Annotated in this window: 18 protein-coding genes; 7 read left to right on the forward strand and 11 right to left on the reverse strand. The window is 70.6% G+C overall.

Annotated elements, in window-relative coordinates:
- Positions 1 to 11: 11 nt before the first annotated feature.
- Genes OG379_RS26045 through OG379_RS26060 form a run of 4 tightly spaced genes read left to right on the forward strand, consistent with a single transcriptional unit; the run spans position 12 to position 2,335 of the window.
- Entirely contained in the window at positions 12 to 977 is a 966-nt protein-coding gene (locus tag OG379_RS26045) for a zinc-binding dehydrogenase (protein WP_405665441.1), read from the forward strand.
- Positions 974 to 1,522, forward strand: a complete 549-nt coding sequence (locus OG379_RS26050) for a GNAT family N-acetyltransferase (RefSeq protein WP_405665443.1) — start codon at positions 974 to 976, stop codon at positions 1,520 to 1,522. Before OG379_RS26045 ends, OG379_RS26050 begins: the two co-directional genes overlap by 4 nt.
- A 31-nt stretch (positions 1,523 to 1,553) precedes the next feature.
- Positions 1,554 to 1,763 (forward strand): sigma factor-like helix-turn-helix DNA-binding protein, encoded by a 210-nt coding sequence (locus OG379_RS26055; RefSeq protein WP_033298277.1) that lies wholly within the window; start codon positions 1,554 to 1,556, stop codon positions 1,761 to 1,763.
- A complete protein-coding gene (locus tag OG379_RS26060; protein ID WP_405665445.1) occupies positions 1,763 to 2,335 on the forward strand; it encodes a Clp protease N-terminal domain-containing protein in 573 nt (190 codons plus the stop codon). The genes OG379_RS26055 and OG379_RS26060 overlap by 1 nt, the downstream gene beginning before the upstream one ends.
- 58 nt (positions 2,336 to 2,393) lie before the next feature.
- Here the strand turns inward: OG379_RS26060 and OG379_RS26065 are convergent, their stop codons facing one another.
- Entirely contained in the window at positions 2,394 to 3,371 is a 978-nt protein-coding gene (locus tag OG379_RS26065) for a helix-turn-helix transcriptional regulator (protein WP_405665447.1), read from the reverse strand.
- A 1-nt stretch (position 3,372) separates the two neighbouring features.
- Positions 3,373 to 4,218 (reverse strand): DUF4097 family beta strand repeat-containing protein, encoded by an 846-nt coding sequence (locus OG379_RS26070; RefSeq protein WP_405665449.1) that lies wholly within the window; start codon positions 4,216 to 4,218, stop codon positions 3,373 to 3,375.
- 168 nt (positions 4,219 to 4,386) lie between these two features.
- On the opposite strand from OG379_RS26070, the gene OG379_RS26075 reads away from it, so the two are divergent.
- Positions 4,387 to 5,268 carry a hypothetical protein gene (locus OG379_RS26075; protein ID WP_405665451.1) on the forward strand — a complete coding sequence of 294 codons (882 nt, stop codon included), beginning with the start codon at positions 4,387 to 4,389 and terminating at the stop codon, positions 5,266 to 5,268.
- Positions 5,269 to 5,275: 7 nt separating this feature from the next.
- On the opposite strand, the gene OG379_RS26080 is transcribed toward OG379_RS26075, so the two are convergent.
- The 6 genes from OG379_RS26080 to OG379_RS26105 form a co-directional block, all read right to left on the reverse strand.
- Positions 5,276 to 5,458: a DUF6104 family protein gene (locus OG379_RS26080; protein WP_003961784.1), complete on the reverse strand. Its 183-nt coding sequence runs from the start codon at positions 5,456 to 5,458 to the stop codon at positions 5,276 to 5,278.
- 90 nt (positions 5,459 to 5,548) lie between these two features.
- On the reverse strand, positions 5,549 to 9,358 hold the full coding sequence (locus OG379_RS26085; RefSeq protein ID WP_405665452.1) for a multifunctional oxoglutarate decarboxylase/oxoglutarate dehydrogenase thiamine pyrophosphate-binding subunit/dihydrolipoyllysine-residue succinyltransferase subunit: 3,810 nt from the start codon (positions 9,356 to 9,358) through the stop codon (positions 5,549 to 5,551).
- Positions 9,359 to 9,617: 259 nt separating this feature from the next.
- The gene (locus OG379_RS26090) at positions 9,618 to 10,694 is read right to left on the reverse strand and encodes an ATP-binding protein (RefSeq protein ID WP_393763522.1); all 1,077 of its coding nucleotides are present in this window, start codon (positions 10,692 to 10,694) and stop codon (positions 9,618 to 9,620) included.
- Entirely contained in the window at positions 10,691 to 11,428 is a 738-nt protein-coding gene (locus OG379_RS26095; protein WP_014154105.1) for a response regulator transcription factor, read from the reverse strand. The genes OG379_RS26090 and OG379_RS26095 overlap by 4 nt, the downstream gene beginning before the upstream one ends.
- Positions 11,429 to 11,661: 233 nt before the next feature.
- On the reverse strand, positions 11,662 to 12,345 hold the full coding sequence (locus tag OG379_RS26100; protein WP_405665454.1) for a spermidine synthase: 684 nt from the start codon (positions 12,343 to 12,345) through the stop codon (positions 11,662 to 11,664).
- 94 nt (positions 12,346 to 12,439) lie between these two features.
- Positions 12,440 to 13,267, reverse strand: a complete 828-nt coding sequence (locus OG379_RS26105) for a nucleotidyltransferase domain-containing protein (protein ID WP_405665456.1) — start codon at positions 13,265 to 13,267, stop codon at positions 12,440 to 12,442.
- Between the two features lie 129 nt (positions 13,268 to 13,396).
- Between OG379_RS26105 and lon the strand changes: the two genes are divergently transcribed.
- Complete coding sequence (gene lon / locus OG379_RS26110) at positions 13,397 to 15,826, forward strand: endopeptidase La (protein WP_405665457.1); 2,430 nt, start codon at positions 13,397 to 13,399, stop codon at positions 15,824 to 15,826.
- 95 nt (positions 15,827 to 15,921) lie between these two features.
- Here the strand turns inward: lon and OG379_RS26115 are convergent, their stop codons facing one another.
- The gene (locus OG379_RS26115; RefSeq protein ID WP_405668649.1) at positions 15,922 to 16,686 is read right to left on the reverse strand and encodes a polysaccharide deacetylase family protein; all 765 of its coding nucleotides are present in this window, start codon (positions 16,684 to 16,686) and stop codon (positions 15,922 to 15,924) included.
- A 170-nt stretch (positions 16,687 to 16,856) separates the two neighbouring features.
- A complete protein-coding gene (locus OG379_RS26120) occupies positions 16,857 to 17,702 on the reverse strand; it encodes a lysozyme (RefSeq protein WP_405665459.1) in 846 nt (281 codons plus the stop codon).
- A 236-nt stretch (positions 17,703 to 17,938) separates the two neighbouring features.
- Between OG379_RS26120 and OG379_RS26125 the strand changes: the two genes are divergently transcribed.
- Positions 17,939 to 18,436: a MarR family winged helix-turn-helix transcriptional regulator gene (locus OG379_RS26125; protein WP_393763531.1), complete on the forward strand. Its 498-nt coding sequence runs from the start codon at positions 17,939 to 17,941 to the stop codon at positions 18,434 to 18,436.
- 33 nt (positions 18,437 to 18,469) lie between these two features.
- Here OG379_RS26125 and OG379_RS26130 read toward each other — a convergent pair whose 3' ends face one another.
- Positions 18,470 to 19,255, reverse strand: a complete 786-nt coding sequence (locus OG379_RS26130; protein ID WP_405665461.1) for a protein phosphatase 2C domain-containing protein — start codon at positions 19,253 to 19,255, stop codon at positions 18,470 to 18,472.
- Positions 19,256 to 19,563: the final 308 nt, after the last annotated feature.

Genomic DNA, 19,563 nt, shown 5'->3' on the forward strand with positions numbered 1-19,563 from the left:
TCGTCATGGCCATGTTCGCCGCCTACGCCGCACGCATCGACCGTGACCAGCCCCTCGACGGCCTTGAGCTGGGCGAACGCCCCTCACCCGAGAGCCGCCCCGGCTGGACCACCGTCCAGGTCAGAGCCGCATCGCTCAACCACCACGACCTCTGGTCCCTGCGCGGTGTGGGCCTCGCCGAGGACAAGCTGCCCATGATCCTCGGCTGCGACGCCGCAGGCATCGACCAGGACGGCAACGAGGTCGTCCTGCACTCCGTCATCGGTCAGACGGGCCACGGTGTCGGCCCCGACGAACCGCGCTCCATCCTGACCGAGCGCTACCAGGGCACGTTCGCCGAGCAGGTCACCGTGCCCAGCTGGAACGTGCTGCCCAAGCCGAAGGAGCTCACCTTCGAGCAGGCCGCCTGCCTGCCGACCGCCTGGCTGACGGCGTACCGGATGCTCTTCACCAACGCCGCCGTACGGCCCGGGGACTCCGTCCTCGTGCAGGGGGCGGGCGGCGGTGTGGCCACCGCCGCGATCGTGCTCGGCAAGGCCGCCGGGCTCCGGATGTTCGCCACCAGCCGCGACGAGGCCAAGCGCAAGCGAGCCGTCGAACTGGGAGCCGTCGAGGCCTACGAGCCCGGCGCCCGGCTGCCGAAGCGTGTCGACGCCGTCATCGAGACCGTTGGAGCGGCGACCTGGTCCCACTCGGTCAAGTCGCTGCGGCCCGGCGGCACCCTGGTCATCTCGGGTGCCACCAGTGGCGACCGGCCCTCGCACGCGGAGCTGACCCGGATCTTCTTCCTGGAGCTCAAGATCGTCGGCTCCACGATGGGCTCCAAGGACGAGCTGGAGGACCTCCTGTCGTTCTGTGCGGCCACCGGTGTGCGGCCCGTGATCGACGAGACCCTGCCGCTGGACCGGGCCCGCGAAGGCTTCGAGCGGCTCGCCGCCGGAGATCTCTTCGGGAAGATCGTGCTCACCACGTCGTGAGGCGGCAGGTCACGGAACTGCTGACGCCGGAAGGGCTGTTGCTGAGGCCCTGGCAACCCGACGACGCCCCGGCCGTGCTCCGCGCTTTCGCGCCGGAGGAGATGGCGCGTCAGGCGGGACGGCCCGTCACGACCACCGCCGAGGCGCTGGAATGGATCGCGGGCCGGGAGGGGGAGCGGGCGGCCGGTACCGGATACACGTGGGCCGTCGTCCGTGACGGCGCCGCGCTCGGATCGGTGGCCGTGACGGCGGTGAACCACGTCCACGACACCGGCTGGGTCTCGTACTGGACCACCGAGGCGGCGCGCGGCACAGGCATCGCCGCCGCGGGCGTGCGCGCGCTTGCCCGCTGGGCCTTCGAGGGTCTGAGCCTCCACCGGCTGGAACTCGGGCACCGGACGAACAACCCCGCCTCCTGCGCCGTGGCCGTGCGGGCCGGCTTCGCCGTGGAGGGCATCGAGCGGGAGAGGTTGCGCTACGGGGACATCCGGTACGACGTGGAGCGCCACGCGCGCCTCGCCACCGACGATGTCAATCATGGTTGACAGCGGTCTAGTGTCAACGTAAGTTGACATCATGACCGAAGCAACGGATCTCGCCGCGCGTGCCGGCGACCATGACCCCCGCGTCGGGCTGCGGGCGGTGGCAGCGCTGCGAAGGCTGCTCGAACAACTCGAAGCCGTCCAGGTGAGGAGCGCCCGCGTCCAGGGCTGGTCGTGGCAGGAGATCGCTGCCGAGCTGGGTGTCAGCAGGCAGGCCGTGCACAAGAAGTACGGGAGGCATTGATGTTCGAGCGATTCACCGTGGGAGCCCGGGCCACCGTGACCGGCGCGGTGACCCACGCCGAGCGGGCGGGAGCCGACTCCGTCACCGAGGAGCACCTCCTGCTCTCCTTGCTGGACCAGGAGGGCAGCCGGGCGTCCTTCGCCGTCACCGCCCTCGGACTCACCGACCGGCGCGCCTCGATGGAGGCCGCGCTCGGTGAGGCCCGCCGCCGAGGCGGGCTCACAAGGGCCGACACGGAGGCACTCGCCGGCATCGGTATCGACATCACCGAGATCGTGGCCCGGGTCGAGGATGCCCACGGCGAAGGAGTCCTCGCGGCTGATCGCGGGAACAGACGCTGGTGGTCCGGACGCCGAACCTTCACGGGCGGCGTCAAGGGCATCCTGGAGAAATCCCTTCGCATCGCCCTCGGCCGGCGCGACCGCTTCATCGGTGAGGAGCACCTGCTGCTGGCCCTGACCGCCTGCCCGGGCGTCGTCGCCGATGTGCTCGCCGACCACGGTGCCACCTACGCGACGGTGGAACGCGCGCTGTACGGCGACGGCGGGCAGGGCCGGGCCCGGGCGAGCTGACCGCCGGGCGGCACGGCGGCCCGGCCCGGGGTCTCCTCCGGCCGGGCCGGGCACGGGGTCAGGGTGTGCCGGAGGTGCCCTTCTCCTCGTCGGCCGGGGACCGCAGCAGAGAGCCGATGCGTGTCGCGGCCGAGGCCAGATGACCTCGGGCCTCCGACAGCTGGGCCTCGGTGACGCCTTGGTCCCGGGCCGCGTCACGGATGTCGTCGCGGAAGCGGTCCAGCAGGCGGTCCAGGTCACGGGCCGGGTCACCGGTGGTCGTGGCGTCGGCGGCCCACTCGACGTCCGGCTCCTCGGGCGCCGGGCGGCTGTATACCGGCCAGGCGCCGGTCCTGGCGAAGTTGCCCAGCTGGCCGGTGATCTCGGCCAGCCCGTCCCGAACCCCCGCGGGCCAGTCGCCCCGCGCGAAGTGCTCCTGGACCTGGCGCGCGGCGTTCTGCATCTGCTCCCGCGCCTTCTCGTGCGCCTCCTGGGCCTGGCGGCGGGCCTGGTCCGCGTCCTCACGGGCCTTGCGCGACTCGTCCTTCGCCCTGCGGGCCTGTTCCTTCCACTCCTGCTTGGCCTTGCGGAGCTCCTCCTTCGCCGTGCGCCACGCCTCCTTGTCCCCGAAACCGGGGTCCCAGCCGCCCTTGCCGCCGCCGGAGGAGTGGCGGGACTCGGAAGCCGCCGCGCGCATCTCGCTGCGGAGCTGGCCTGCCGCTCCCCGCACGTCGTCACGGATCTCGGCAGCCAGTTCGGAGACGGACTCGCGGATCTCCAGCTCCAGATCGGCCAGTTCGCCCCCGCGGCCCGCCAGCTCGGCCCGCCCGGCGTCGGTGATGGAGTAGACCTTGCGGCCGCCCTCGGTCGCATGGGTGACCAGGCCCTCGGCCTCCAGTTTGGCCAGCCGCGGATACACGGTGCCCGCCGACGGGGCGTACAGCCCCTGGAAGCGTTCCTCCAGGAGCCGGATCACCTCATAACCGTGGCGCGGGGCCTCGTCCAGCAGTTTGAGGAGGTACAGGCGCAGACGGCCGTGGGCGAATACGGGAGCCATGTCAGAGCACCTTTCCGGTCGGCTCGGCGTCCTGGGCGGGTGGGCGGCGCAACAGGGCGATCGAACCCGAGACGGTGGTCGCCTTCAGCTTCCCCCTGCCCGCGCCCAGTGTGCCGGTGATCTTCTTCGCGCCCCACTGGCCGCCCACACGCAGGTCCTCGAAGGCGTTGGAGACGGTCCCGCTCGCGGTGTTCGCCTCGACCCTCGCGTCCGCCGGGTGCGGAAGCCGGATGGCGATCTCGCCGGATACCGAGGTCAGTCTGATGTCCGTCGGCTTCGGCGAGGTGTCGAGATCCAGCACCATGTGGCCGGTGACGGACTCCGCCCGGACCGAGGTTCCGGCGCCCTCGACGATCGTCAGATCGCCCGACACGGACTGGAAGCGCAGGTCTCCGGTGACGGTCTGGGCCTCCAGGCTGCCGGACACCGTCTCGGCCCGGACGACCCCGGAGAGGCCTACCAGGGTGCTGTCCCCCGAGATGCCGCGCAGCTCCGTGCGGCCCTGGATCCCCGAGACGACCGCCTCGGCCCCGATGACACCGACCTCCACCGTGGCGCCGGCCGGTACGGCGAGCGAGACCGCGGCGCTGCGGCGGGGTCCCCTGCGGTCGAGCCAGGTCAGAAGGCCCTGCCACGGCAGGTCCTCGTAGGTGACGGTGAGGGTCCCGCCCTCCAGGGTCACGACCAGTGGGGGCCCCTCTATTTCGGACACCTCCAGCCGGGCGGTCGGTTCGTCGGTGCCGACGACATTGATCATGCCGTCGACGATGCGCACGTTGAGTGCTGTCACGGGGTCGTCGAAAGTGAGCTTCTGGGGCTCGGCGACGGTCCACGTCGGCTCAGGCATGGATCTGACCTCCCACTGGGTGGCGCGACGCAACATATCGCGTCTTCCGAGAACACGATATATCGCGGATCGGGGAAGTCAAGGGACGGCCGAAACGGGTGCTGGTGGGAGAGTGGAGGCGGGCGGCAAATGGTTCATACGCGAGCAAATTGACCTAGCGTGTGGTGCATGACCGCGACATCCGTGGGCGCCCTGCTTCTCTGCCGCGCCGATCCCGAGACCGTACGGCCCGTGGCCCATCTCCTGCGGGAGCGCATGCTGCTCGTGCCCGCGGGGGACGGCTGGAGCGTGCTCGTCCCCGAAGGGAAGCCCTGGCGGAAGGACGTCCACGAAGGCCACGGAGGAGCACCGGCCGACGTGCCCCCGGCGGCCGACGGAGGTGCCGAGCCCGTCGACCGTGTCGTCGGCGGCTGGGCCACCGCCCTCGCCGTGGGCTCCACCTGGCCGGTGCTCGCCCTGTGGTGGGACGGCGACCGCTCCGGCTACACCCTCGCCTCGGGCTTCCGCCGCCCGGTCGGCTACACCTGGCTCGCCGACGGCACCCCGGCCGCCGAGGAGGAAGCCATGCGGACGTCCGCCCTCAGGCTGGGCCTCGACCCCGTCACGGACGTCCAGGCGCTGGAGGCCCTCACCCGCGAGGACCCGGGAAGCGACGCCGACGCCCGGCTGCGCGGACTGCTCGCCGTACTCACCCGGGCGGGGGTCGGCCTGCCGCCCGGTCTCACGCCCGGCGAGCCCGCCGACCGGCTGCGTTCGGTCGCCGGGATCCACCCGGAGGCGGAGCAGATCGAATGGGCCGGCTGGCGCGACGCCGTGCGCGTGGAACTCGACGCCGTCGAGAGCGGCAGCCTCGGCCCCTGGGTGCTCGGCCCACGGGCACGCGCCGTGGCGGCGGGTCAGGTCGCCGCCGGGCTGCCACTGACCCTCTGGGGCGCCCGTCGGCGCAGCGGCGGCTGGATCGCCGCGGGCCTCGTCCTTCTCGTACAGGGCCTTCTGGGGCTCGCGTACAACCGCTTCAGGGGCGCGGGCGGCGGGAAACCCGGACGGTGACTGCCGGCTACTCGTCCTCGTCCTCGTCGTCCAGGCGGGCCAGCCAGGTGGCGAGGCGCTCGACGGGGACCTCGAAGTCGGGGTTGAGGTCGACGAACGTACGGAGCTGCTCGGCGAGCCACTCGAAGGTGACCTCCTCCTCGCCGCGCCGCTTCTCCAGTTCCTCGATGCCACGGTCCGTGAAGTACATACGACCAGAATAACGAGGCCGGAAAGCCCGAGGGCCCGGCCCCGCGAGATGCTCGCGGGGCCGGGCCCTTCGATGGCGTACAGCCGCTGATCAGGCCTCGAAGACCTCGGAGACCAGCTGCGCCTGCTCGGCCTGGTGGCGCTTGGCCGAGCCGACCGCCGGGGACGAGCCGTGCGGACGCGAGATGCGGCGCAGGCGCTCACCGTGCGGGACGTCGGCGCCGACGGCCAGGTCCAGGTGGTCGATCAGGTTGAGCGCGATGAACGGCCACGCACCCTGGTTCGCCGGCTCCTCCTGGGCCCAGAGGTACTTCTCGGCGTTCGGGTACTTGGCGATCTCGGCCTGGATCTCCGCACCCGGCAGCGGGTACAGGCGCTCCAGACGGATGATCGCCGTCTCCGTGTCACCGCGCTTCTCGCGCTCGGCGTCCAGGTCGTAGTAGAGCTTGCCGGAGACGAAGACGACCTTGCGGACCGCCTCGGCCTTGACCGACTCGTCACCGATGACCGGACGGAAGCCGCCGGTGGTGAACTCCTCCACCTTCGAGGCGGCCGCCTTGAGGCGCAGCATCGACTTCGGGGTGAAGACGATCAGCGGCTTGTGGTGCGGGTTGTGCACCTGCCACCGCAGGAGGTGGAAGTAGTTCGAGGGGAGGGTCGGCATCGCGACCGTCATGTTGTCCTGCGCGCACATCTGCAGGAAACGCTCCGGGCGTGCGGACGAGTGGTCCGGGCCCTGGCCCTCGTAGCCGTGCGGGAGCAGCAGGGTGACGCCGGACGTCTGGCCCCACTTCTGCTCGGCCGAGGAGATGAACTCGTCCACGACGGTCTGCGCGCCGTTGACGAAGTCACCGAACTGGGCCTCCCAGATGACCAGGGACTCCGGACGGGCCAGCGAGTAGCCGTACTCGAAGCCCATCGCCGCGTACTCGCTGAGCAGCGAGTCGTAGACGTTGTAACGGGCCTGGTCGTCGGAGAGGTAGAGCAGCGGGGTGTAGTCCTCGCCGGTCTTCTGGTCGACGAGAACGGCGTGGCGCTGGCCGAACGTGCCGCGGCGGGTGTCCTGGCCGGCGAGCCGGACCGGGGTGCCCTCCATGAGCAGCGAGCCGATGGCCAGGGTCTCGCCCATGCCCCAGTCGATCGTGCCGTTCTCCACGGAGGCGGCGCGGCGCTGCATCTGAGGCAGGAGGCGCGGGTGCACGGTGATCCCGTCGGGGATGTTCACCTGCGACTCGGCGACCAGCTTCACGACCTCCGAGGACACCGCGGTGTTCACGGAGACCGGGAACTCCGCCTGCGCGTCCGGGACATGCGGCTGGGACGGCGCCGAGGTGGCCTCGCGGACCTCCGCGAACACCTTCTCCAGCTGGCCCTGGAAGTCCTGGAGAGCCTGCTCGGCCTCTTCCAGCGTGATGTCGCCGCGACCGATGAGGGACTCGGTGTAGAGCTTGCGCACCGAGCGCTTCTTGTCGATCAGGGTGTACATCTGCGGGTTGGTGAACTCCGGGTTGTCGCCCTCGTTGTGACCGCGGCGGCGGTAGCAGATGAGGTCGATGACGACGTCCTTGTTGAACGTCTGCCGGTACTCGAAGGCGAGGCGCGCGACACGCACCACGGCCTCCGGGTCGTCGCCGTTGACGTGGATGATCGGCGCCTCGATCATGCGCGCCACGTCCGTGGCGTACATCGAGGAACGCGAGGACTCCGGGGCGGCGGTGAAGCCGACCTGGTTGTTGATCACCACGTGCACGGTGCCGCCGGTGCGGTAACCGCGCAGCTGCGACATGTTGAGCGTCTCGGCGACGACGCCCTGGCCCGCGAAGGCCGCGTCGCCGTGGAGCGCGACGGGCAGGACCGTGAAGTCCGTGCCGCCCTTGTTGATGATGTCCTGCTTGGCGCGTGCGATGCCCTCGAGGACCGGGTCGACGGCCTCCAGGTGCGAGGGGTTGGCGGCCAGCGAGACCTTGATCTGCTCGCCGTCCAGACCGGTGAAGGTGCCCTCGGCGCCCAGGTGGTACTTGACGTCACCGGAGCCGTGCATCGACCGCGGGTCGAGGTTGCCCTCGAACTCCCGGAAGATCTGCGCGTACGACTTGCCGACGATGTTCGCCAGGACGTTCAGCCGGCCGCGGTGGGCCATGCCGATGACGACCTCGTCGAGGCGGGCCTCGGCGGCGGAGTCGATGACCGCGTCGAGCAGCGGGATGACGGACTCGCCGCCCTCCAGCGAGAACCGCTTCTGGCCGACGTACTTGGTCTGCAGGAACGTCTCGAACGCCTCGGCGGCGTTGAGGCGGCGCAGGATCCGCAGCTGCTCCTCGCGCTCCGGAGCCGGGCGCGGACGCTCCACCCGGTCCTGGAGCCACTTGCGCTCCTTCGGCTCCTGGATGTGCATGAACTCGATGCCGGTGGTGCGGCAGTACGACTCACGCAGGACGCCGAGGATGTCGCGGAGCTTCATCATCGTCTTGCCGGCGAAACCGCCGACCGCGAAGTCCCGCTCCAGGTCCCACAGGGTGAGGCCGTGCTCGGTGATGTCCAGGTCGGGGTGCTTGCGCTGGCGGTACTCCAGCGGGTCGGTGTCGGCCATCACATGACCGCGGACCCGGTAGGAGTGGATCAGCTCGAAGACCCGCGCGGCCTTGGTGACGTCGTCGTCGTGCGAGGCGTCGATGTCCTTGAGCCAGCGGACCGGCTCGTAGGGGATGCGCAGCGCCTTGAAGATCTCGTCGTAGAAGTCGTTCTCGCCGAGCAGCAGCTGGGACAGGACGCGGAGGAACTCGCCGGACGCGGCGCCCTGGATGACCCGGTGGTCGTACGTCGAGGTCAGGGTCATGACCTTCGAGATGCCCAGCTTGTTCAGGGTGTCCTGCGAGGTGCCCTGGAACTCCGCCGGGTAGTCCATCGCGCCGACGCCCATGATGAGGCCCTGTCCGGGCATCAGGCGGGGCACCGAGTGGACGGTGCCGATGCCGCCGGGGTTCGTCAGCGAGGCGGTGACCCCGGAGAAGTCGTCCATGCCGAGCTTGCCGACGCGGGCCCTGCGGACGATGTCCTCGTAGGCCTGCCAGAACTCGAAGAAGTTGAGCGTCTCGGCCTTCTTGATGGCCGCGACGACCAGCTGGCGGTCGCCGTTCGGCTTCACCAGGTCGATGGCCAGACCGAGGTTGACGTGCTCGGGCTTGACCAGGGTCGGCTTGCCGTCCTTCACCGCGAAGGAGTAGTTCATCGACGGCATGGCCTTGAGGGCCTGCACCATCGCGTACCCGATGAGGTGCGTGAAGGAGATCTTCCCGCCGCGGGCGCGCTTCAGGTGGTTGTTGATGACGATGCGGTTGTCGAAGAGCAGCTTCACCGGCACGGCGCGGACCGACGTGGCCGTCGGCAGCTCCAGGGAGGCGTTCATGTTCTTCGCGACGGCGGCCGACGGGCCGCGCAGCGTCACGTACTCCGGGCCGGCGGGGGCCTCGGCCGGGGCATCCGTCTTCGCGGGTGCCGGGGCCGCCTTCGCGGGCGCCGCCTTCGCGGGAGCGGCGGGAGCGGCCGGTGCCTTCGCCGGGGCCGCCGGAGCGGCGGCCGCGGGCTTGGCAGGCGCCGCGGCCGGAGCAGGCGTCGCGGCCTGTGCCGGAGCGGTGTTGTTCACGGTGTTCGCGGCCGGGGCCGGGGTCACCGCTCCCGCAGGTGCGGGGACAGGCTTGTCCGCCGTGCCGGTCGTACCCGGCTTGTAGTCGGCGAAGAAGTCCCACCAGGCGCGGTCGACCGAATTCGGGTCCTGGAGGTACTGCTGGTAGATCTCGTCGACGAGCCACTCATTGGGGCCGAAAGCTGCTGCCGGGTTGGACCCGGAGCCTGCTTCTTGATCGGTCGAGATGCTCGAGTTACTGGGGGACTGAGACGACACGGCGGCAACCGCCCTCTTCCGCTTCACAAGGTGATGGACAGCGGAAATCAAGGCTACGCCTCCCGAGCCGTTACGTGCAGGCCGGGCCGGTCTTCGTCGTGCACATCACATCTGAAGGCGGGTTTCGGCGCATGAAATGGCGGGAAACAAGCAGGGTTCCGCTGCCCTTCGGGTACGCGAGGCCTGCGCTCAGGCCCCCTGGACCGTATCTCTTTCCCGGACGGTAGGGAGAACGGGGCCCTCCGCTTCGAACGCGAGGTCAACCGTGCGCCTGGGCGTTCCCCGGAAGGGTGACCTGGATTCGGCAGCCGCGGGCGGATTCGGCCACGCCGATGCGGCCGCCGTGCAGATCCACCGCCCAGCGGGCGATCGCGAGCCCGAGCCCCGTACCGCCGTCGGAGCCCGGCCCGTGCGGGGAAGGCGCCTGGCCGCGGTTGAAGCGCTCGAAGACCCGGTGGCGCTCCGCCTCCGGGATGCCCGGGCCTTCGTCGACGACCTCCAGCTCCAGCGACTCGGGGTACTCCCCGCGCCGCGCCAGCACGGTGACCCGCCCGTGCGGCGGGCTGTGCTTGACGGCGTTGTCGATGAGGTTGGCGACCACCTGGTGCAGGCGTTCCGCGTCCGCGTACGCCGTCAGCTCGGGCGGCGACACGTCGAGGTGCAGATGGACGTCCGTACGGGAGTGGTTGCCCGAGCCGGAGGAGAGCCGGCGCTGCGAGGCGGCGAGATTGGCCTCCTTCAGCACGCCCGACAGGTACGGCCAGACCTCGAAGCGGCGCGCCTTGATCGCCACCACGCCGTTGTCCAGCCGGGAGAGGTCCAGCAGGGTCTCCACCAGTCTGCCCAGGCGTTCGGTCTGTTTCAGCGCCGTACGCATCGTCTCGGGATCGGCGGCGGACACCCCGTCCACCACGTTCTCCAGGACGGCTCTGAGCGCCGCGATCGGTGTGCGCAGCTCATGGGAGACGTTCGCCACCAGCTCCTTGCGGTGCCGGTCCTCCGCCTCCAGATCGTCCGCCATGCGGTTGATCGTCTGCGCCAGGTCGCCGAGCTCGTCACGCCGCCCGGCGCCGCTCACCCGCCTCGTGTAGTCGCCGTGCGAGATCGACCGGGCGACGGCGCGCATCTCGTCCAGCGGCGCGGTCAGGCCGTGCGCCACGAACTGGGTGATCAGCAGGGTCGCGATCACCGAGAAGACCGTGATGAACCGGAATTCGGTCCTGGTCCGCAGGGCGACGATCAGCAGTCCGGTCGTGATGAACACGGAGACCACCACGAGCGTGCCCAGCTTGGCCTTGATCGAGAAGGGCCGCAGTCCCGAGCCGGGCGGCGTCATGGCGCTGGTGTCTCCAGGGCGTAGCCGACGCCGTGCACGGTACGGATCCGCTCGGCGCCGATCTTCCGGCGCAGAGCCTTGATGTGACTGTCGACCGTACGGGTCCCGGAGGCGTCCGCCCAGTCCCAGACCTCGGCCAGCAGCTGCTCCCGGGACAGCACCGCGCGCGGTGTGTTGGCCAGGCAGACCAGCAGGTCGAACTCGGTCGGGGTGAGGTGGACGTCGTCGGCGCGCACCCTGACGCGGCGCTGCGCGTGATCGATCTCCAGCTCGCCGAGGCGCAGGATGCCGCTGCGCGGCGTCACCGCGGCCAGCGCGGCCCGCTCGACCCGGCGCAGCAGGACGTGGACCCGCGCCGCCAGCTCCCGCATCGAGAACGGCTTGGTCATGTAGTCGTCGGCGCCGACCCCGAGCCCGACCAGCATGTCGGTCTCGTCGTCGCGTGCGGTGAGCATCAGCACCGGCACGGGGCGCTGAGCCTGCACACGACGGCAGACCTCCAGGCCGTCGAAGCCGGGAAGCATGATGTCGAGCACCATCAGGTCGGGCTGCCACGCCTCGGCCGCGTCCACGGCCGCGGGCCCGTCCAGTGCGGTCTGCACCAGGAAGCCCTCGGCCCGCAGCCGGGCGGAAATGGCGTCGACGATTGTTGCGTCGTCCTCTACCACCAGCACCCGGCGCTGAGCCCCGGGGGTGGCCGCGACGCCGTTGTGGGTGGTGTGTGTCTGTTCCATCGCCCCGCCCCTGCCCGTTCTCGCGGAGGCCATTCCCCCGGAGGCACGGTTATCGCTTGTGGATTTCGTCGGTGATCCCTTGTGCCGGTCAGCAGCGTAAAGGCACAAGGCGCCTCTCGGCTACGCAGGGTGTTGTCCGTCGTGAAGGTGTTACCCACGGGAAAGGAGACGGATCGGCGGACTTGTGCCTCTGATCCGTGGGTGGGGCGGGGCCGTGGATACCGGGTGGGGGTTCAGCCGTCCCGGAGTGCGAGATGGACCACGTCCGGCACACCTCGGGCAACGGCTACTTCTTCGGTCCTTACCGCGTGGAATCCGGCATTCCGCAGCGCTTCACCGAACTCGGCGGAGGGCTGCGCGGACCAGACGGCGAGGACTCCACCGGGCGTCAGACGTGCGCGGCAGGCCGCGAGACCGGCAGCTGAATAGAGGTTTCCGTTGTCCTGGGTGACGGTCCAGTCGGGGCCGTTGTCGATGTCCAGGCACAGCGCGTCGTAACGCTCCGTGGTCGTACGGAGATGGGCCACGAGGTCCGTACGGAGGATCTCGGTGCGCGGATCGGAGAGCGCCGCCCCGGAGATCCGGCCGAGCGGTCCGTCGAGGTGCCAGTCCACGATGGCCTGCTCCCGCTCGACGACCGCGATCCGGCCCCAGCGTGGCTCGGCGGATGCCCGCACCAGCGAGAAGCCGACCCCGAGACCGCCGATCAGCACCGAGGGGTCCTGCCTGCCGACGGGCAGCGCGGCGAGGGCCGCGTCGATCAGCAGCCGCTCGGAACGCCCGTCGGAGGTGTCCATCAGGAAGCATCCGTTGGCGATGATCTCGAAATTGTCGCCGTGCTCGCGCAGGACGACTTCGCCGAACGGCCCTTCGCGCCGGTCGAGGACGACGGGGCGGTGGGTGTCTGGGGCGTGCATGGTGCGGTCTCCGGTCTCCGGTCGGCGGCGGTTGGTTCTCCGGGCGTCCATCTTTCCTCGTCGCGGGCCCCCTGGACCAGCGGATTCGCCCGGCCTACCCTCCGTGGCGCGGTGCCTTCGTCCCGTGGGCCGCGGTGTACTCGGCGGCCAGCCAGGGGCCCAGGTCCTCGATGAGCATCGCCAGTACGGCCGGATCGGGCGAGGGGGTGCGTGCCGTGACGGCGGCCGCGTGGACCTGCGCGGCGCGTTCCGGGGCGTCCGGGCGGAAGCGCGCGAACAGTCCGGCGGACCGCCGCAGTTCGCTCGTCCAGCCGCCCCAGACCGGCATGACCAGCGTGAACGCGGACCGGACGAGACGCCGGGCGACGCGCCTGCTCAGCCTGAGGCGCGCCTCGTCGGTGGCGGCTTCGGCGGCCAGGGCGCGCCACCGGGGGAGTGTGAGCTCCAGGTCGCCGTTGGTCTCACGGGCGAGCAGCGAGGTCGGCCGGTAGCGCGGCAGGTGCGCGGCCAGATCCTCGCCCAGCAGCGGGGTGCAGAGGCAGGCGACGAAGAAGCCGAAGTCGTGGCGCTCCTCTTCGCTGAGCACGACGCGGACGGGGGAGAGGAGCAGGCCGACCCCGTCGATCACGGAGAAGTCGGCGTCCAGGGCGGCGGCGGTCTCCGCGGCCGCCGCACGGTCCGCGTCGGTGGGTTCGTCGCGCAGGACCACCTGCAGGTCCAGGTCGGACACGCCGGGAATGGCCGTGCCCCTCGGGATGCTGCCGTACAGGTAGGCGCTGTGCAGCCGGGAGGGGCCGAAGGCCTCGGGGACGCGTACGCGGACCGCCTCGACCACCGGGGCGAACGGTGCGGCCACGTGGGCGACGGACCCCTCGCGACGGATCGTCCCGTCCGCCGCGAGCCCCTTGTCCTCTCCGTGCATGCCCGGATCCTCGCAGGTGAGGGACGCGGGGGGACGGTGATCGCTGAGAGCGAACACGGCCCTGGGAACATTCGCAGGCTCACAAGCATTGAGCCCACATAGCTCAACTTGCCTGCCGAAGGGGAGATCATGACTACTGAGTCGAATGCGTCGAAGGCGCTCACGCCGATCGACCTGCCCGTGCTGCCTCTCGACGACGAGGTCGTGCTGCCCGGAATGGTGGTGCCGCTCGACCTGTCGGACGCGGAGGTGCGCGCCGCGGTGGAGGCCGCGCAGGCGGTCGCGCGGCCCGGAGGCGGCAAGCCCGAGGTGCTGCTCGTGCCGCGCATCGACGGGAATTACACCGGGACCGGCGTCCTGGGCACGGTCGAGCAGGTCGGCCGTCTCTCGGACGGTGACCCGGGCGCCCTCATCAGGGCGCGTGACCGTGTGCGGATCGGCGCCGGGACCAGTGGCCCCGGGAGCGCGCTGTGGGTGGAGGGCACCAGGATCGACGTATCCGTGCCCGATCCCCTGCCCGGCTCCGCCGCCGAGCTCGCCAAGGAGTACAAGGCGCTCGCCACCAGCTGGCTGAAGAAGCGCGGCGCCTGGCAGGTCGTGGACCGGGTCCAGCAGATCGAGGACATCTCCGCGCTCGCCGACAACTCCGGGTACTCGCCCTTCCTGACCACCGCTCAGAAGGTCCAGCTGCTGGAGACCGCGGACGCGGTCGCCCGTCTGAAGCTGGCCATCCAGTGGCTCGGCGAGCACCTCGCCGAGCAGGATGTCGCGGAGTCCATCGCGAAGGACGTCCAGGAGGGCGTCGACAAGCAGCAGCGCGAATTCCTGCTGCGGCGCCAGCTCGACGCCGTACGCAAGGAGCTCTCCGAGCTCAACGGCGACCCGGAGGACGAGTCCGACGACTACCGGGCCCGTGTCGAGGCCGCCGACCTGCCCGAGCACGTCCGAGAGGCCGCGCTCAAGGAGGTCGAGAAGCTGGAGCGCGCCTCCGACCAGAGCCCCGAGGGCTCCTGGATCCGGACCTGGCTGGACACCGTCCTCGAACTCCCCTGGACCGAGCGGACCGAGGACGCCTACGACATCAAGGGTGCTCAGGAGATCCTGGACGCCGAGCACGCCGGACTCCAGGACGTGAAGGAACGCATCACCGAGTACCTCGCCGTACGCAAGCGGCGTGCCGGACGCGGACTGGGCGTGGTCGGCGGCCGGCGCGGCGGTGCCGTGCTGGCTCTGGTCGGCCCGCCCGGCGTCGGAAAGACGTCGCTCGGCGAGAGCGTCGCGCATGCCATGGGCCGCAAGTTCGTCCGGGTCGCGCTCGGCGGTGTCCGCGACGAGGCCGAGATCCGGGGCCACCGGCGTACGTACGTCGGCGCGCTTCCCGGACGCATCGTCCGGGCGATCAAGGAGGCCGGCTCGATGAACCCGGTCGTCCTGCTCGACGAGATCGACAAGGTCGGCTCGGACTTCCGGGGCGACCCGGCGGCCGCCCTGCTCGAGGTGCTCGACCCGGCGCAGAACCACACCTTCCGCGACCACTACCTGGAGGTCGAACTCGACCTCAGCGACGTCGTGTTCCTGGCCACGGCCAATGTTCTCGACGCCATTCCGGAGGCCCTGCTCGACCGCATGGAGCTGGTCACGCTGGACGGCTACACCGAGGACGAGAAGGTCGTCATCGCACGGGACCACCTGCTCCCGCGCCAGCTGGAGCGGGCCGGCCTGGAGAAGGACGAGGTGGGGCTCGACGAGTCCGCGCTGCGCAAGCTGGCCGGCGAGTACACCCGGGAGGCCGGGGTGCGCAATCTGGAGCGGGCCGTCGCGCGGCTGCTCCGCAAGGTCGCGGCCCAGCACGAACTGGGCGAGCGGGAGCTCCCGTTCACGGTGGCCGAGGAGGACCTGCGGGGTCTGATCGGCCGGCCGCACCACGTACCCGAGTCCGCCCAGGACCCCGCCGAGCGCCGCACGGCGGTGCCGGGTGTGGCCACCGGGCTCGCGGTGACCGGAGCGGGCGGCGATGTGCTGTTCGTCGAGGCGTCGCTGGCCGACCCGGAGACCGGGGCGTCCGGACTGACCCTGACCGGTCAGCTCGGCGACGTGATGAAGGAGTCCGCGCAGATCGCCCTCAGCTTCCTGCGGTCGCACGGCGCGGAGCTGGAGCTGCCGGTCGCCGACCTCAAGGACCGGGGTGTGCACATCCACTTCCCGGCGGGCGCCGTCCCCAAGGACGGCCCGAGCGCCGGTATCACCCTGACGACGGCGCTGGCCTCGCTGCTCTCCGGACGGCTCGTCCGTACGGATGTGGCGATGACCGGTGAGGTGTCGCTGACCGGTCGGGTGCTGCCGATCGGCGGCCTCAAGCAGAAGCTGCTGGCGGCACACCGCGCGGGCATCACCACCGTGGTGATCCCCCAGCGCAACGAGGCCGACCTGGACGACGTCCCGGCCGAGGTGCTGGAGAAGCTGGACGTCCACCCGGTCACCGACGTCCGCCAGGTGCTGGAGATCGCGCTCGCCCCGGCCTCGGCCAGGGTGCAGGAGAGGATCCCGGCCGCCGCGTAGGCGCCATGCTGTGACGGGCGTGGCATCACGCCGACGGCCGGTACGGACGGCCCGCCTTCCCCCCGGAAGGCGGGCCGTTCCGCGTGCCCGGAGATTCAGGGGCGGTAGACCGTGCCGGGTACGGGCTCCGCCGGGGCCATCAGCTGGGGGACCGTCACAAAGGTGTAGCCGTCCTTGTGCAGCGCGTCGATGATGCCCGGCACCGCGGGCACCGTGCCCTTGTAGATGTCGTGCAGCAGGATGATCCCGTCCCTGCCCGCCTGGTCGAGGGTCCGCTTCCTGATCAGTGCGGAGTCGTTCGTCGAGTAGTCCTTGGCCGTCGTGCTCCAGAGGATCTGGGAGAGCCCCAGCTCCTTGCTGATCTCGGAGACCGTGTCGTCGGTGCGGCCCTGCGGCGGGCGCATCAGCCGCGGCTTCCTGCCCGTGATCTCCGCTATCGCGTCCTGGGTCTTCTCCAGTTCGGCGCGTATCTCGTCGGGCTTCTTGCCGGTCAGGATCTCGTGCGACCAGGTGTGGTTGGCGACCTCGTGTCCCTCGGCCTGGATACGCCGCACGGTGTCGGGGTGTTCGAGCACGTGGTTCTTGCCCAGCAGGAAGAACGTGGCCGGCACCTTCTTCTCCTTGAGGATGTCCAGGAGACGCGGGGTGTCCTCCCCGGGCCCGGCGTCGAACGTCAGGGCGATGCATTTGGCCTTGCGGCAGTCCGCCTGCCCGAAGGTGCCCTTGGCGTCGGAGGCGGCGTCGGCGCGCGCCGATCCGGGAGCCGTCGTCTCCATCGAGCAGCCGCCGAGCGTCAGCGTGAGCACCGTCACAAGGGCGGCAGCGAACCCCGTGCCCCACGGAGTCATCTTTCCGGGCACAACAGACACAGCGCGTCACTTCCCCATGGCTCGGCCGCACGCCGGTGGTGCAGCACGCCAGGACTATACATAGTGTGTATACGTGTAGTGCATAGTGGGGTGCGGGGCAGCGCTGAGCCCCGGTGACCTGGAGCTTCGTCACCGGGGCCCTGGTGCTGCGTCGCGTCGGCTCAGCCGTTCGCGAGTGCCACCACGCGGTCGAGCGCGCCGTTGAAGTGGTTGTGGTCGCCGACCGTCGGGCCCGACGACGTGTACTGCCACATCGTGTAGTAGCCCCACCCGGCCGGGAGTTCGCCGACCGTGGTGTTGTAGCGGGCCACCCAGAGCGGGTTGGTGGCGCCGAAGCCCGCGTTGTTGCCCGTGCAGTCCTTCCACCAGCTGGTGGCGGTGTAGATCACCGCGTCCCGCCCGGTCCGCGCCTTGTAGGTGTTCACGAAGTCGCGGATCCAGGCGACCATGCCGGCCTGGGTCTTGCCGTAGCACTGCGCGCCGTACGGATTCCACTCGATGTCCAGCACGCCTGGCAGGGTCCTGCCGTCCTTGGACCAGCCGCCGCCGTTGTCCACGAAGTAGTTCGCCTGGGCCGCACCGCTGGTCGTGTCCGGAGTGGCGAAGTGGTAAGTGCCCCGGATCATGCCGACGTTGTACGAGCCGGTGTACTGCTGCGTGAAGTACGTGTTCTTGTAGTACGTCCCCTCGGTGGCCTTGACGTAGGCCCACTTCACGCCGCTGTTCCACAGGGTCGACCAGGCGACGTCGCCCTGGTGGCTGCTGACGTCCACACCTTCGGTCTGGACGGCGTTCGTCCCCGTGGGAGCGCCGCGACCCTGGCCGTCGTGGGCTACGACGCCCTGGCCCATCCTGGCCGTACCCCGCTCGGGGACGGTCGCGGTGTCGGCCGCGGACGCCGCGCTGGGCAGCGTGACCAGGAGGGCGAGGGCGGCGAGGAGTGTGCCCGCCGCGAAGAGGCGGGGGCGGCGGGCTGAAGCTGCGGATCCGGATCTGAGCACGGGCATTGCGTGCCTCCGAGGGCTCGGTGGGGGAGCTCATGGCGCAGGAGCGGGTGCGGGACGCTTCTGCGGTGCGTGCACCATGGTGTGGACATGCCACCCGTGGCACTCATGAAGCTACGCACGTAGACCCGCCGTCCGGAAGGGGGCCTGGCCGCTGCCGAAGGTCTACGCCTGCGAAATACTGGCCCAACTGCGGCGATGGCCGGAGTTGAAAGAAACTTTCATCGGCGGGAAAGCGTATGAGGGGTGCTGACGTGCACGGGAGCGGAAGCGACGGTGAACCCGGTGCGACGGCCGGGAGTGGTGTGGACCATGAATTCCTCGCCCTGGAGCGTGAGTTGGCTGTCTTTCTACGCCGGGCGCGGGCCAATTCGGGGGAGATGGCCCGGGAGGTCCATCCGGATCTGGAAGCCGCCGCCTACGGACTTCTCGTACGCCTCGAGTCCGCGGGGCAGCAGCGCGCCACCGATCTCGCCGCCTACTTCGGCGTGGGCAAGGCGACCGTGAGCCGTCAGCTGCGCGCCCTGGAGGGCCTCGGCCTGGTCGCGCGGGAGACGGACCCGGCGGACGGCCGTGCCTCGCTCGTCCACCTCACCGACGAGGGCCTCGCGCGCTTCCGCAGCGTCCGTGACGCGCGTCGGGGCCGTTACGCCCTCAAGCTCGCCGACTGGGACCGGGCCGAGGTCGCGGAGCTGGCACGGCTGCTGCACCACTTCAACGAGCGCGCCGAGGACTGAGCGGCCGGGTTGTGGAGCGGCCGGCGGCGGCCGTCACAGCTCCACCAGAACCGCTGTCGCGTCGTCATGCGTCTTGCCGCGGCGCAGATGCACCCGGTCGGTGTCGGCCCGCTCCAGCTCCCTGACCCGGTCGATCAGCCCCTGCGCTCCTGCATTGCGGAGCACTTCCAGGGTGGCCGTCCAGTCGCCCTCCCGGAACTTCTCCGTCCAGCGGCTCGCCCCGTCGGTCAGCGCCGCCAGCGCCCGGACCTCGATCCGCGGGGTCTCACCCGTCACCGCGCGTGACGACACCGAGGGGTCCGCGGCAGCCGTGAAGAAGCCGCCCTCCTTGTTCCGCACGCGGGCGTCCGCGACCTCCTCCGAGGCGAGCGAGCCCGGCGGCAGCCGGTCGATCCTGTCGTCGAGCAGAGGACGGACCGTGCCGTCGGGCGCCTCCACGAGCAGCGCCGAGTCGGAGAGCACCAGGTGCTCGACCCGCTCGTCGTCCCAACGCGCCAGGACCACCGTTGCCTGAGGCGTGCGCAGGTGAGAAAGGTCACACAGGGAACGGTGCGTGTCGGCGGTGCGCCGGATGGACATCGAGAGGACCTCGGACAGTGTCAGATCCCGCCGCGAAGCGGACAGTTCGGCCAGTGCCCCTCCGAGCCGCGCGGTGAACCACGGAACCGAGTGCACGCAGCCGTCGCTGCCCGAGGGGGGCGTCACGCCGTCGAGCAGGACGAGGACCCCGCCCTGGCCTGCCGCAGGCACGGCGGCCGACGCCCAGTCCTCGTTGGGGCGTTCGGGGCTGCCGGGCTCGGTGGCGAGTTCGATACGCATCCGGCCAGTCTGCACGATGTCTTCACGGACCCCCCGCAACCCCGCGGTTGGACCGTACCAGCAGGTCAGGTGGCACTCATTCGCGAAATCCAGGGCTCCGCGCATATGCGGGCGGGCATACTGCCAAAGCCTGGCCCGAAGTTCCACCCGGCGGCGCATGCATGGCCTGCGGCGCCTGTGGGGAGACTTGTTCGCCAACTCCGGAGTGATGTTCACTCGTTCGAGTGGCGGAGCGGTTGATGCACGGCCCCCTCCCAAAAGCGCTGGAATGGTCGGAAGCCGTACGGCGCACACCAGGGCGGGGCGCC

Source organism: Streptomyces sp. NBC_01166, from assembly GCF_045039765.1.
GTDB lineage: Bacteria > Actinomycetota > Actinomycetes > Streptomycetales > Streptomycetaceae > Streptomyces.

Excerpts from the sequence above, each read along its gene's own strand:
- OG379_RS26045 (WP_405665441.1), top strand. The coding sequence starts at position 12 with ATGTTCGCCGCCTACGCCGCACGCATCGACCGTGACCAGCCCCTCGAC.
- OG379_RS26055 (WP_033298277.1), top strand. The coding sequence starts at position 1,554 with ATGACCGAAGCAACGGATCTCGCCGCGCGTGCCGGCGACCATGACCCC.
- OG379_RS26060 (WP_405665445.1), top strand. The coding sequence starts at position 1,763 with ATGTTCGAGCGATTCACCGTGGGAGCCCGGGCCACCGTGACCGGCGCG.
- OG379_RS26065 (WP_405665447.1), bottom strand. The coding sequence starts at position 3,371 with ATGGCTCCCGTATTCGCCCACGGCCGTCTGCGCCTGTACCTCCTCAAA.
- OG379_RS26070 (WP_405665449.1), bottom strand. The coding sequence starts at position 4,218 with ATGCCTGAGCCGACGTGGACCGTCGCCGAGCCCCAGAAGCTCACTTTC.
- OG379_RS26075 (WP_405665451.1), top strand. The coding sequence starts at position 4,387 with ATGACCGCGACATCCGTGGGCGCCCTGCTTCTCTGCCGCGCCGATCCC.
- OG379_RS26080 (WP_003961784.1), bottom strand. The coding sequence starts at position 5,458 with ATGTACTTCACGGACCGTGGCATCGAGGAACTGGAGAAGCGGCGCGGC.
- OG379_RS26090 (WP_393763522.1), bottom strand. The coding sequence starts at position 10,694 with ATGACGCCGCCCGGCTCGGGACTGCGGCCCTTCTCGATCAAGGCCAAG.
- OG379_RS26095 (WP_014154105.1), bottom strand. The coding sequence starts at position 11,428 with ATGGAACAGACACACACCACCCACAACGGCGTCGCGGCCACCCCCGGG.
- OG379_RS26100 (WP_405665454.1), bottom strand. The coding sequence starts at position 12,345 with ATGCACGCCCCAGACACCCACCGCCCCGTCGTCCTCGACCGGCGCGAA.
- OG379_RS26105 (WP_405665456.1), bottom strand. The coding sequence starts at position 13,267 with ATGCACGGAGAGGACAAGGGGCTCGCGGCGGACGGGACGATCCGTCGC.
- lon (WP_405665457.1), top strand. The coding sequence starts at position 13,397 with ATGACTACTGAGTCGAATGCGTCGAAGGCGCTCACGCCGATCGACCTG.
- OG379_RS26120 (WP_405665459.1), bottom strand. The coding sequence starts at position 17,702 with ATGCCCGTGCTCAGATCCGGATCCGCAGCTTCAGCCCGCCGCCCCCGC.
- OG379_RS26125 (WP_393763531.1), top strand. The coding sequence starts at position 17,939 with ATGAGGGGTGCTGACGTGCACGGGAGCGGAAGCGACGGTGAACCCGGT.
- OG379_RS26130 (WP_405665461.1), bottom strand. The coding sequence starts at position 19,255 with ATGCGTATCGAACTCGCCACCGAGCCCGGCAGCCCCGAACGCCCCAAC.